14 protein-coding genes are annotated in these 12,887 nt (G+C 41.9%); 10 read left to right on the top strand and 4 right to left on the bottom strand.

What is annotated here, in order from left to right; all coding sequences use genetic code 11:
* Positions 1-343 precede the first annotated feature (343 nt).
* The 8 genes from accC to IZT61_RS07410 all read left to right on the top strand — a co-directional run bounded on the left by accC (position 344) and on the right by IZT61_RS07410 (position 8,897).
* Positions 344-1,861 (top strand): acetyl-CoA carboxylase biotin carboxylase subunit, encoded by a 1,518-nt coding sequence (gene accC / locus IZT61_RS07445; RefSeq protein ID WP_196100538.1) that lies wholly within the window; start codon positions 344-346, stop codon positions 1,859-1,861.
* A gap of 187 nt (positions 1,862-2,048) precedes the next feature.
* A complete protein-coding gene (locus IZT61_RS07440; RefSeq protein WP_196100537.1) occupies positions 2,049-2,633 on the top strand; it encodes a riboflavin synthase in 585 nt (194 codons plus the stop codon).
* A gap of 126 nt (positions 2,634-2,759) precedes the next feature.
* A complete protein-coding gene (locus tag IZT61_RS07435) occupies positions 2,760-2,981 on the top strand; it encodes a type II toxin-antitoxin system Y4mF family antitoxin (RefSeq protein ID WP_196100536.1) in 222 nt (73 codons plus the stop codon).
* Positions 2,978-3,310, top strand: coding sequence for a HipA N-terminal domain-containing protein (locus IZT61_RS07430; RefSeq protein ID WP_196100535.1), 333 nt, complete (start codon positions 2,978-2,980; stop codon positions 3,308-3,310). The genes IZT61_RS07435 and IZT61_RS07430 overlap by 4 nt, the downstream gene beginning before the upstream one ends.
* On the top strand, positions 3,303-4,256 hold the full coding sequence (locus IZT61_RS07425; protein ID WP_196100534.1) for a HipA domain-containing protein: 954 nt from the start codon (positions 3,303-3,305) through the stop codon (positions 4,254-4,256). The genes IZT61_RS07430 and IZT61_RS07425 overlap by 8 nt, the downstream gene beginning before the upstream one ends.
* Before the next feature lie 150 nt (positions 4,257-4,406).
* A complete protein-coding gene (locus IZT61_RS07420; RefSeq protein ID WP_196100533.1) occupies positions 4,407-7,049 on the top strand; it encodes a glycoside hydrolase family 78 protein in 2,643 nt (880 codons plus the stop codon).
* 81 nt (positions 7,050-7,130) lie between these two features.
* Entirely contained in the window at positions 7,131-7,997 is an 867-nt protein-coding gene (locus IZT61_RS07415; protein ID WP_196100532.1) for a sugar phosphate isomerase/epimerase family protein, read from the top strand.
* Between the two features lie 438 nt (positions 7,998-8,435).
* Positions 8,436-8,897 carry a DUF4268 domain-containing protein gene (locus IZT61_RS07410; RefSeq protein WP_196100531.1) on the top strand — a complete coding sequence of 154 codons (462 nt, stop codon included), beginning with the start codon at positions 8,436-8,438 and terminating at the stop codon, positions 8,895-8,897.
* Positions 8,898-8,955: 58 nt separating this feature from the next.
* On the opposite strand, the gene IZT61_RS07405 is transcribed toward IZT61_RS07410, so the two are convergent.
* On the bottom strand, positions 8,956-10,098 hold the full coding sequence (locus IZT61_RS07405) for a tetratricopeptide repeat protein (protein WP_196100530.1): 1,143 nt from the start codon (positions 10,096-10,098) through the stop codon (positions 8,956-8,958).
* Positions 10,099-10,232: 134 nt separating this feature from the next.
* Here IZT61_RS07405 and IZT61_RS07400 point away from each other — a divergent pair, with 134 nt between their 5' ends.
* The gene (locus tag IZT61_RS07400) at positions 10,233-10,529 is read left to right on the top strand and encodes a hypothetical protein (protein ID WP_196100529.1); all 297 of its coding nucleotides are present in this window, start codon (positions 10,233-10,235) and stop codon (positions 10,527-10,529) included.
* 24 nt (positions 10,530-10,553) lie between these two features.
* Positions 10,554-11,144 carry a porin family protein gene (locus IZT61_RS07395; RefSeq protein ID WP_196100528.1) on the top strand — a complete coding sequence of 197 codons (591 nt, stop codon included), beginning with the start codon at positions 10,554-10,556 and terminating at the stop codon, positions 11,142-11,144.
* A 41-nt stretch (positions 11,145-11,185) separates the two neighbouring features.
* Here IZT61_RS07395 and IZT61_RS07390 read toward each other — a convergent pair whose 3' ends face one another.
* From IZT61_RS07390 to IZT61_RS07380, 3 genes are all read right to left on the bottom strand, one after another.
* Positions 11,186-12,112: a YihY/virulence factor BrkB family protein gene (locus IZT61_RS07390; RefSeq protein ID WP_196100527.1), complete on the bottom strand. Its 927-nt coding sequence runs from the start codon at positions 12,110-12,112 to the stop codon at positions 11,186-11,188.
* A gap of 59 nt (positions 12,113-12,171) precedes the next feature.
* Entirely contained in the window at positions 12,172-12,570 is a 399-nt protein-coding gene (locus IZT61_RS07385; RefSeq protein WP_196100526.1) for an META domain-containing protein, read from the bottom strand.
* A 103-nt stretch (positions 12,571-12,673) separates the two neighbouring features.
* Complete coding sequence (locus tag IZT61_RS07380; RefSeq protein WP_196100525.1) at positions 12,674-12,886, bottom strand: alkylphosphonate utilization protein; 213 nt, start codon at positions 12,884-12,886, stop codon at positions 12,674-12,676.
* Position 12,887 lies beyond the last annotated feature (1 nt).

Raw genomic sequence — 12,887 nt, 5'->3', positions numbered from 1 at the left:
TGGTTGTTACCTTAAGCGGAGTGGTTGTCACCTTGAGCGGAGTCGGTTGTCACCTTGAGCGGAGTCGAAAGGCTTCCTGCTGTGCGCTGGCTAATCCTCCGTACAGCCCAACACCTCTTTATTGATTGATTTAAGTATATTCGTACACATTTATATAGGATTTAACTTTATGAGACAGGCGCATCTTTCTTGCTATAAAGACCCTGAAATAAATCCGATAAATATGGGATCAGGGTGACGATAGTTCATGTATATATTATAAAGCAATTGTTAACAGTAAAGATATCATTTAGGATACAAATCTTTAATCCAGAATCGACAACTTAAGACATCTTAAAACCAAATGTTAGAAAACTCCAAATACCAAACCCAAATCTCCAAAATCCTGATTGCCAACAGAGGCGAAATTGCACTCCGCATCATGCGGTCGGCCAGGGAAATGGGTATAGCAACCGTTGCTGTATTTTCAGAAGCCGATCGGAACGCATTGCATGTTCGCTATGCAGATGAGGCCATTTTTATAGGCCCTGCCCCATCCAATCAGAGCTATCTGGTTGGCGAAAAAATGATCGAAGCCTGCAAAAAAACAGGCGCAGAGGCTATTCATCCTGGTTACGGGTTTTTATCAGAAAATGCCAGCTTTGCCCAAATGGTTGCCGATGCCGGATTGATCTTAATTGGACCTTCGCCACAAGCGATGGAGATTATGGGTAACAAGCTATCGGCAAAGGCCGCCGCACTCAAATATAACATTCCGATGGTTCCCGGCACTGAAGAGGCTATTAAGGATGTAAACGAAGCCAAACAGACCGCCATTGAGGTCGGCTTTCCCATCTTAATCAAAGCCGCTGCGGGTGGTGGTGGAAAAGGCATGCGGATTGTAGAGCGATCAGAAGACTTTGAAGAGCAGATGCAGCTTGCCGTAAGTGAGGCCACTTCGGCCTTTGGCGATGGATCGGTATTTATCGAGCGTTATGTTACCTCGCCACGCCACATTGAAATTCAGGTTTTAGGCGATGCGCATGGAAACATCGTTCATCTGTTTGAGCGTGAATGTTCGGTGCAACGCAGGCATCAAAAAGTGGTTGAAGAAGCACCCTCTTCGGTACTTAGCCCAGAAATCAGGGCGGCTATGGGGAAATGTGCGGTCGACGTTGCCCGATCTGTAAATTACACCGGCGCAGGCACCGTTGAATTTATTCTGGATGAAAACCTCGACTTTTTCTTCCTTGAAATGAACACGCGATTACAGGTGGAGCATCCGGTTACCGAACTAATTACCGGCGTCGACCTGGTTAAAGAACAAATTAAAATAGCAGCCGGAGAAAAGCTGAGCTTCTCGCAAGAAGACTTAACAATTAATGGACATGCCGTAGAATTGCGGGTTTATGCCGAGGATCCGAAGAACAATTTCTTGCCAGATATCGGTACGCTCCGGACTTATAAAACGCCAAAAGGCAATGGCGTCCGAATAGACGACGGCTTTGAGCAAGGAATGGAAATTCCGATTTATTACGATCCGATGATTGCAAAGCTGATTACCCACGGTAAAGATCGCGATGAAGCCATCCAAAGGATGATACGGGCTATTGAAGAATATGAGATTACCGGGATAGAAACTACACTGGCTTTTGGTAGCTTTGTGATGAAACACGAGGCTTTTAAAACAGGCAAGTTCGACACGCATTTTGTAAACAAGTATTTCAAACCCGAAAATTTAGCTACGCAGCATGAAGATGAAGCATTAATTGCGGCAATTATTGGTGCAAATCTTTTTAGTTTGGCTAATAAAAGGGTTGATAATCCTTCGGAAACAAAAAAACAATCTTCTGATTGGAGAAGGAATCGATTGAAGAATTGAAGGAGTCCGAAAGTCGGAAAGTCCGGAGTCCGAAGTCTGTAGTCCAAAGTCAGAAGCAGAACCTGTTAGTCGAATAAAAGCCGAAAGTCCGAAGTTTGCTATGCAAAGTTGAATGCAGAATAAATAAGGCGATTTGGAATGTCTTGATACTCAATACTCAATACTCATTACTACCTGATACTAAAATATGTTCACTGGAATTATAGAAACACTTGGCGAAGTAACAGCCATAAAAAACGATCATACCAACATCCACTTCACCATTTCTTCGGCCATTAGCCACGAGCTAAAAATCGACCAAAGCGTGGCGCATAACGGCGTTTGCCTCACAGTTGTAGCGTTAAACGATGATTCGCATACGGTAACGGCTATCGACGAAACGCTGAATAAAACGAATTTGAAAAGTGTAAAAGTAGGTAGCAAAGTAAACCTCGAACGTTGCATGCAAATGAATGCCCGTTTAGATGGACATATTGTACAAGGACATGTAGACCAGACGGCAACCTGTATTAAACGTGAGGAAATTGACGGAAGCTGGGAGTTTCGTTTTAAATATGATGCTTCAAAAGGTAACGTAACTGTCGAAAAAGGTTCGGCCTGCGTAAATGGAATAAGCTTAACCGTTGTTAATTCTGCCGATGATGAGTTCTCTGTTTTCATTATTCCATACACCTTCGAACATACCAATTTGCAAGAAGTACAGGTGGGTGATACTGTAAACCTCGAATTCGATATTATAGGTAAGTATGTTGCCCGGTTGATGGGAAAATAACTGATGGGCCTGATTAATCATTTATTAGTTATATTCCTTTACATATAATTTACGGAAAAATTCGAATTTTATATCTTTTTACATATAATTTATTAAATTTGAGTGACATAGATGTAAATGCGTATAATGGAAAGCCTGGCACAATTTTTAAAAAATAAGCGAAAAGAAGAAGGATTGACGCAAGAAATGTTTGCTGACAGGGCAGGAGTGGCCCTTACTGTAATACGTAAAATTGAGCAGGGAAAAAAAAATCTAAACTTAACTAGTGTTAATCAGGTGCTAGAAATGTTTGGATATGTTTTGGCTCCGGTTAAAGCAGACAGCCGTTCTGATGGAAGCGAGATATGAGACAGGCAGAGGTTTACTATCAGGAATTACTCGCGGGCATACTTACAGAAACCGACGACGGTGAGTACACATTTAAATATGAAACCAATTATGTAAACGATTATCCGAAAATGTTCATTACATTTTCAATGCCTGTACAAGCAGAGAAATTTGTAGCAAAAAGGTTATTTCCTTTCTTCGAAGGTCTCATCCCCGAAGGCTGGCTCTTGGATATTGCCTCCGAAACCTTGAAAATTCGTCAACAGGATAGAATGGGGCTTCTTTTAGCTTGTTGCCAAGATTGTATTGGAGCTGTAAGTATTCGACCAATGGTTAAAAGCGATGAATAAAAAATGTTTGTATTGCTTTAAGGATCTATCAAGAGAGCGCAGCGGAGAGTATCATGAGCAGTGCAGTTTGGCCTTTTTTGGAACCAAACAACAACCTGATTTCTCCTATCGTCTCGAACAAATGGATGAGTTGGCAAGGAATGTAATTAATCGAAGTATTGCGGTTCCAGGTGTTCAACCTAAAATCTCTTTGTCTTTGGTCAACAATACTTTAGAGGATAGCAAAAATGGCAGACTAACCGTAGTTGGCGCACTTGGTGGCAATTATATATTTAAACCGCCTTCTCAATATTTCCCTCAACTGCCAGAGAATGAGCATTTAACTATGAAGATGGCGGATTCTTTCGGAATAAAAACTGCGCAGTCCAGCCTTATTCGCCTCAAGTCTGGTGAGCTATCGTTTATAACAAAAAGGTTTGATCGTACAGAAAAAGGAAAAAAACTTCATATGATCGACATGTACCAGATTCTGGACGCCTTTGATAAGTATAAAAGTTCAATGGAAAAGGTTGGCAAAGCTGTTGGGCAATATTCAAGCCTCCCGATGTTCGATAAACTATATTACTTCGAACTGGCAGTCTTCAGTTTTGTTACCGGAAACAATGATATGCACCTCAAGAATTTTTCCATGCTTCTTACTGATGGAAATTGGCGTTTGGCACCCGCCTACGATCTATTGAATGTTACTATTGCCAATCCAGATGATAAGGACGAGCTTGCGCTAACATTAGAAGGCAAAAGAAAAAAGCTGGAGTTACAACACTTTCTTCGTTTCGGTGCTAATTTGGGCCTGAACGACAAACAAATACAAAAAGTTTTCCAAAAATTTGGGGCCTTTCACGAACATGCAAAGCAGCAGATTGCCCAGTCGTTTCTTTCCAGTGAGTATAGAGAATCGTATGCTCAGCTGATGATCGATCGATATAAAGCTTTACATCTCATTTAGAATTCCTTGTAAAAACAAGCCCATAAATGGCCTTCGGTACTGATTATTACCGTTATTTTAACGCTTAATTTTTCATGACAGTGCAGGATGGTTAGAAAAATAATAATGCTGATTATAGCATTGTTAAATCAAAATTAACCCTAACCATTTATGAAAAAGTTCAGCCTGCTATCCAAAAAAATCCTGTTCACCATATTTATAATTAGTGCCGCGTCAGCCGTTTTTGCACAAAAAATTGCGTTGAAGGATTTAACTGTTGAGCATCTGGTAAATCCTTTTAGCGTTGATAATCCACATCCGCGTTTTAGCTGGAAACTCATTTCCGCGATCAAAAACACAACACAGGCCAGATATGAAATCAAGCTGTTAACGGCAGATAAAAAAATAATCTGGAACCCCAAAGTGACCAACAGCCAGTCGGTACTGGTAGAATATAACGGGCCCGCACTCTCATCAAAAACACAATACTTTTGGCAGGTAAAGGTAACCGACAATCACGGCAACACATCGTCATGGTCGCCCGTGCAAAAATTTCAAACCGGGTTAAAAGCCGAAGATTGGAAAGCAAAATGGATCAGTGTTGCAGGAAAAGACTCATCGTTGGCCAGCCCGATATTTAGAAAAACATTCGATTTAAACAAGAAAGTAAGGTCAGCAACAGCGTACATCACCGCAAAGGGACTGTATGAAGCATCGATCAATGGGCAAAGAATTAGCGATCATTACTTTATGCCCGGATGGACGAGTTACAAAAACCACATCCAATATCAGGTATACGATTTAACTGCATCTTTAAAAATCGGAGGAAACGTTGTCGGCGTTGCACTTGGCGACGGTTGGTTTAAAGGTAGAATTGGCTTCGCGAACCAAAAGCACTTTTATGGCGATACAAGAGCGTTGCTTTTTCAGCTTGAGGTAGTTTATAGCGACGGAACAAAAGAAATCATCAATAGCGACGATTCCTGGAAGTACAACTACGGGCCCACCACGGCGTCGAACATCTATGATGGCGATACTTACGATGCCCGTAAGGAATTACCCGGATGGGATACCCCTGGCTACAGCGCATCTGCAGATTGGAAAGCAGTTGGCATATTGCCCAACGGACCCGAGAAATTGGTGGGAATGAGTGGTCCTCCGGTAACAAAGCACGAAGAACTAAAGGCCCTTAAGATTTTTAAAACTCCCGCAGGAGAAACAGTAGTCGATTTTGGCCAAAACATGGTCGGCTGGGTACAATTAAAGGCAAAAGGGCCGGCAGGAACAACCATTACCGTTCAACATGCCGAAGTATTAGATAAGGCCGGTAATTTTTACACCACAAATCTGCGAAGCGCCAAACAAACCAATACCTATATTTTAAAAGGAGGTGCCGGGCAGGTTTTTCAGCCTCATTTCAGTTTTCAGGGTTTCAGATACATTAAGGTAAACGGCTATCCGGGCGAGCTTAAATTAGATGATTTAACCGCAGTAGCAGTATATTCGGCTATGCAGCAGACAGGAAAGTTTACCACCTCAAACCCTTTATTAAACCAGCTGCAGCACAACATTCAATGGGGCCAAAAAGGAAACTTTGTCGATGTACCTACTGATTGTCCTCAAAGAGATGAGCGCTTGGGTTGGACGGGTGATGCGCAGGCATTTGCCACTACGGCGGCTTATAACATGGATGTTTCGGCTTTCTTTACTAAATGGATGAAAGATGTAAGCGCCGATCAGTTATCAAATGGAAGCGTGCCTTACGTGGTACCGAACGTGCTCAATAGCGGCGATTCGGGATCGGCGGGCTGGGCCGATGTAGCGACGATTATTCCATGGGATATGTACGTTTCTTATGCAGATAAGGGAATGCTGGAAAGTCAGTATCTGAGCATGAAAAGTTGGGTAGATTACGTTTCATCAGTGGCCAAAGGCAACCTGTGGAATAGCGGTAACCACTTCGGAGATTGGCTTTTTTACCGCCCTAACGATGATAACGACGGCCGTGCGGCAGTAACCGATAAATATATGATTGCGCAAACTTTTTATGCGCACTCCACACAACTGCTGATTAATGCGGCTAAAGTGCTTGGTAAATCCGATGACGCGGCCAAATACGAATCGTTACTGCAAAAAATAAAATCGGCGTACGTTGCCGAGTATTTAACGCCCAACGGCAAACTCGTTTCCAATACACAAACCGCGTATGTTTTAGCACTGCAATTTGATATGTTGCCAGAAAACCTTCGCCAACAGGCGGCGCAACGACTGGTTGATAATGTTCGAAGCTACGGAACCCACCTCACCACGGGCTTTTTAGGTACGCCGTATTTATGCCATGTACTAAGCAGGTTTAACCACGGCAATGTAGCTTACGATCTGCTCATGCAAGAAAGTTATCCATCGTGGTTGTATCCCGTAAAAATGGGCGCAACTACAATTTGGGAGCGTTGGGACGGAATTAAACAAGACGGAACATTTCAAACCCCCGATATGAACTCCTTTAATCATTACGCTTATGGCGCCATTGGCGATTGGATGTACAAAAATATTGCTGGCATTAATCCAATTGCTGCACAGCCCGGCTACAAGGAAATTCTTATTGCACCTAAGCCCGGCGGCAAGTTGACCAGTGCAAGTGGCGAGTTAGAAACCGTTTATGGAACGGTTAAATCTTCGTGGACTATTGCAAATGGGGTTTTCAAGCTCGATGTCACTATTCCTGCCAATACAACTGCTGCGGTGGTGCTTCCTAACACGGCGCAAAGACAAGCCATTGGTTCAGGAGTTTATCATTTCGAGACCAAGTTTTAAGAGCTAACAAATACATCAAATTTGCTAAATTGCTTTTGGCTGGCGGTGGGCGTAATTAAGTGATATCCTAAATAAAATCGAATGAAAAAATACTATCCAGTTTTGCTCCTTGCTGTGTTGGTCACATTTAGTTTCACGGCAGACCAAAAAACAGTGCCGCGTTTAGGCATCGTTGCAGGTTTGGGCCAGGATAGCATTGCTTATGCCAGCGGTTTCGGGATGATTGGCGAATCGGTAAGGAGAATACTTGCGCCAGATGTAACCGACGACGCTTTTAAACAACATCTGCAAGCAATAAAGAACGCAAAATGTAAGGTGATTACCTGCAATCTTTTCTTCCCTGCCGACATAAAAATTGCCGGGCCCGATGTAGATGAAGCCAGGGCATTGCGTTATGCCGAAACGGTGCTTTCGAGGGCGCAGAAAGCCGGAGTTAAAATGATTGTGCTGGGGAGTGGCGGCTCCAGAAATATCCCCGCTGGTTACGATCGCGAAAAAGCGAGCGCAGATTTTGTTTTATTGGGGAAAAAACTGGCACAAATAGCAGCAAAGCACAAGGTTACCATTGTGCTCGAAAATCTTGAACGGACCGAAACAAATTTCATTACTTCGTTAAAGGAAGCCGCTGCCATTGTTAAAGCGATTAATCATCCCGGTTTAAAGTTAAATGCCGATATTTTTCACATGATGCGACAACAAGAACCACCTAGCGACATTGTTGATGCAGGGAATCTGGTGGTTTTATCTGAACTGGCCGAAGTAGAAAAACGCACGTTGCCCGGTGTAATGGGCGATGACTTTAAACCCTATTTGTACGCACTAAAAAAGATCAATTATAAGGGGTTCATTTTCATCGAGGCAAGCACGAAAAACCCGGCAGTCGAAATTCCGATAGCATTTAGTTCTTTAACCAAACAACTGGCGGAGGTTTATGCCGATGATAAATAGTAACACCTGTTATCTGATAGCTGTTGGATTCGAGCGCCCGACTAATGTCGTTTAGTTAAGGGTAAAATTATTGAACATTGTCACCCTGAGCGGAGTCGAAGGGCGGATGTTAATGGTTTTATCCAATAAAAAAGGTCTTTGACACCGAGCAGGCTCAACTAAATGACATTGAGCGCCCGCCTGACCGGACGGGCAGGCAGCCGAGAACCACGAAGTGCTCAGCATAGCTAAATCTCTATTTGTGGTTCAAAGATTTCTCCTCCGAAGGAGCTCCTACGGAGCACTGCGGTCGAAATGGCGATTTTTTTAAAAATAACGTTGTTTATAACATTAACAGCTAAAATTCGCCGCCTAATTCAATCAGTTTCTTCACGATTTACACCCCAAAACAATTTGTTATTCCCTAATTTTGCGGCAATTCAGCTCCAGTAAAAAAATATGTACAGTAGGGAAGAAGCAGCGAAGCTTAAACAACAATTTTGGATTACTTTCGGCCAGTACATGAAACCGGTTCCATCAGCCAGTGGCTCTACCGTGCATTGGGTAAATTACAGAACGGGCGTGAAAAACATATTTTTTAAGATGGATGTAACCAATAAAAAAGCCGTGATTGCCATTCAGCTTACGCATAACGACGACGGCATTCGCCACTTGATTTTTGAACAGTTTGAAGTTTTCAAATCCATGCTTTCTGATACGCTGAACGAAGAATGGGACTGGTTTAAAGATGTTACCGACGATTATGGCAAAACGATAAGCCAGATTTCGATGGAACACGCGAATGTTAGTGTCTTCAATCAGCAACATTGGCCAGATCTCATTTCATTTTTCAAGCCCAGAATAATTGCACTGGATGAGTTTTGGGACAACGTAAAGCCGGTTTTCGAAAGCTTGGTTTAGTAATCGCAATAACGGGAGTTACAACTCTCCCGCTTCAAATTAGAACACTAAACTTATTTTATTTCGATTGCAGCTGAGCAATCCTGGCCTCCGTGTACGCTATTTCCTCTTTCTCATCTTTAGCCTTGGGCTTGCTTTTCATAAATAGCTTATAATAAGTAAGTGCAGTTTTCTGCTGATTGAGCTTCGTATCGTAAAGAATGGCAAGGCGGTAATACAACGTCGGATTAGGCGCAAATTGAAGCCCTTTTTTAAATGCACCTGCGGCAAGTTTGGCTTGTTTATTTTCTTGATAAACCAGTCCCAAAAGCACATAGTAGCTTGATATATTTGGCGAAACGGCTTCATCTATCGTCTTTTTTGTATAAATGGCCGATTGCGTCAAATTGTTCAGCCCACGGTAGCTTAAGGCCGTGTAATATAATGTCGCTTCGTTTTGCATCGCCAGGCTTTCCAGTACTTTAAACAAATTTATCGCTTTTTGATATTGCTTGGTAAAATAATAAGCTTTGGCAACATCTTTAACCACTGCTGCGTCAGTTTCGTCTTTTAATAATCGTTCGCCGGATGCGATAACCTCGCTGTACTTTTTCAATTGATTGGCAATAGGTAATTTAGCCCGTTGCAGAACCAAATTTTCGCTGTCTGCCTGTATGGCTACATCTAAAACACGATAGGCTGTTTCATAATCCTGGTAGGTAGAATAAACTTCTGCCAAATCGGAGGCCACGTCACCTTCTTTCGGGTTAATTTGATTTGCTTTTAATAAATAGACCAGCTTAACCGAATCTTGAGTGTACAAATTGGCCAGGAGTTTAAAAACGTTAAAATTATTGCTATCGATTTTTGCTATTTCCCCATAAAACAGTTTGGCTTTTGCCGAGTTTCCACGTTTGGTGCTTATGTTGGCCAGGCTAAACAAAATTGGCAGGCTTTGTGGCTGCAGTGCATAAGCCTTTGCGTAAAACTTTTCCGCTTCAACGTTATTTCCGGCCATTAAAAAGCAGTAACCAATTTGCGTAAGTGCTTTTAAGTCGCTTGTTTCATCGCCATAAGCACCTTTTAGGTAATCGCCAGCCTCTGCATAGCGTTGGGTTTGATACAGATCGAAAAGTTTTTCCTTGTCGATAGAAGGACTTTCCTGAGTATAACCGCCGAGGTAAATAATCGAAAATAGAAAAATGAAGAGGATGTTTTTCATAGCTGTATATTTTTAACTAAGTTATTAGTTGTTTTGGTTAATTCCAAATTTTTAGTTTAAAAGCCGGGCAATGTCAAACAAATTTTCGCTATCGACGTTTATTATTTGTATTATTATAAATTAAAACAATAAGTATGAAAACCTTACAAAAATTTGAATTAATGGAGAAGATTGTACGTGAACTAGAAGACGTACAGAACTCGCAACAGGCCCTTATCCAAAAGATCGGGAAGATTGAAGTGGATAACATTGAACTGAACGAAAAGCGATTAGAGCAAGATTTACCTGAGATACACCAACGTGTGGCTGATAACCTTGAAACGATCTCGAACATTCTACAATATTTTGCAGACAAAACACAAAGCTTTGGCGACAAAAACAATATTGATGCCTTGAAAGAACAAGAGGCGATCAACAACGCTACAAGCTAGTTAAACTCAATCATCCCTATTTTTATGAAACTGTTAACACTAACCGCCGCTTTTTTATTTGTTGGATACTTTGCGCAAGCGCAGGTTTTACCTTCGTTTCAATTTGGAATCAAAGCAGGGGCAAACCTGTCTCGATTTGATAGCGACCATACCTTTAGCAGTGATAACCGCGCAGGCTATTACGCGGGGGTTTGGGCAAGGTTAGGTGCAGCAGGCATATTCTTCCAGCCAGAGCTGTATATTTCGGGCAAACAAGCAGATTTAGTTAGTGACGAAACTGGTCAGGTAAACAAAGTGCGTTTTACAAGTTTAGATGTGCCGCTATTGGTGGGCACGAAATTTGGCGCCGCCGGAGTTGGCCTTCGGTTGAATACCGGACCGATGTTTTCACTTATTTTAGATGAACATCAGAGCTTCGGTGAAGCAGCAGGAAACGTTTTCAACGCCGATTTTAAAAATCAGGCACTTTCCTGGCAGTTTGGCGCAGGGCTTGATGTTAACAAGCTAAGTTTCGACGCCCGTTATGTGCTGGGAATTTCGAAGATCAATAACTCTGGCTACCCACCAACAAGATTAAGTTTGTTTACTATCGGGTTGGGCTACCGCCTTTTCTAGTTAAAATAGCGTCAATGCGAATTAATATTTTGGTTTCTGCCTTAATGATCTTCGCTTAAATCTACCTCCGTAAGCTCGTAGGCAAACGATCCATTTTTAGGAACGATTGGTGTTGACCTTTCTACACTCAAAGCCTTTATAAACGAAGCGCCAAAATAAAATATGAGCGAAGAGTAAAATACGAAAAGCATAATCACAATGATTGAGCCTGCTGAGCCGTAAATATTGCTGATGTTGCTTAGTGGCAGCAAAATCCGGAGGATGTACTTGCCAGCCGTAAATAAGCAGCCTGTTAAAAGCCCGCCAGAAAAGGCCGCTTTCCATGTTGGCCTCCCATTGGTTAAAAAGCGAAACAATATGGTAAACCAAATGGTAACAATAACTACAAAAACCAATTGATTAAGTATTGAGGTAAGTACGAGTTCAAACGATGGAGACGTTGTTTTAAGGTACGAACCTATTACCGCCTGAAAACTATCGGCAAGCAAGCCAATAAGAAACAGTATTCCTGCCAAGAGGATAATGGTTACCGATATCGCCCTTGATTTTAGCGTTGCCATAAGGCCCTTTTTCTGTTTGTGGCCAATGTTCCAGATTTGCTCCAACGAATTTTTAATTACATTAAACAACGTGGTTGCTACAAACAAGAAAAAAATAAAACTAAACAACGTAATGTACCAGGCCTGGTCAATCCCCCTGATGTTCCGCAGCGTAGAGCGGATTTGTTGGATGCTATCCTGATCGAGAATGTTTGCCAGCCGCTCAAAAATATGGATGACCAATAGCTTACGATCGGTAAACATGCCAAAAAGCCTGATCAATATTACCAGGATAGGAGGGAGTGCAAAATTGGTAAAAAATGCAGTGGCCCCCGCCAAACGCAATGGATCATTTTTTTGAAATAGATTAAACGCTTTTCTTCCGGTAGAAAAAAAGAATTTTAAATCATTTATAATGTTTATCGCCATTGCGTTACGGTAGATAAAGGTTCGAAAACATTCCAAGGGAATTTGATGTGCGCAACAAATTAGTTCGCCCGCTTAAAAACCAGCACGGTTTTGCTATCGGTAAGCAAATAAAGCATGTCGTTTTCCATTTTAGCGCCATTAACCCGGTTTAAGGCCGATAAGTAAGCGCGTTCGGCCGCGTCGTTTTGCATGCATAACATCTTGGTACCGTAAATGTTCTTAAAAGCCACTTTGTTATCTGTCAACTCTACTTTGCCGCCGTAATTGTTGCAAAATGATTTGCCGGTTACGTTCAGGCTGTCGCCAAAGTTAAGTGTGGCTTTTGCATTTGCGGGCAATGCCAAGTCTGGAAGGCTCGAAAGCTCCCAATTCGTATTCTTCAATTTCGACGTGTCAATTTTTTCTAAACACGCACTAAACAGGCAGATCAACATTCCGCAGATGAACAGATTTTTCATGTATTTAAGTTTTGTAAGCGATTGCTCTTTCATATCAAAAACTAAACCAATAAGAACGTAAGCCTACAAATAACCGTTCATTTTAGATACGAGCAGTTGTTTTTTAATTCTTTTTCTTGAGAAATTCAGTTTTTAAGACTAAAACAGTGCCGTTTACCTTTCCTTCAATGGCTTTTGGGTCATCAGTTAAACGGATGTTTTTAACGGCGGTGCCCTGTTTAATGTCTGACGACATCCCCTTAACTTTAAGCGTTTTAATTACCGTTACCGAATCGCCCTCGTTTAAAAGGTTGCCATTGCTGTCTTTAACTTCCATA

The organism is Pedobacter endophyticus (assembly GCF_015679185.1).
Taxonomy (GTDB): domain Bacteria; phylum Bacteroidota; class Bacteroidia; order Sphingobacteriales; family Sphingobacteriaceae; genus Pedobacter; species Pedobacter endophyticus.
Note: the sequence above shows the minus strand (reverse complement) of the source record. Positions and strands in the feature narration are given on the sequence as shown.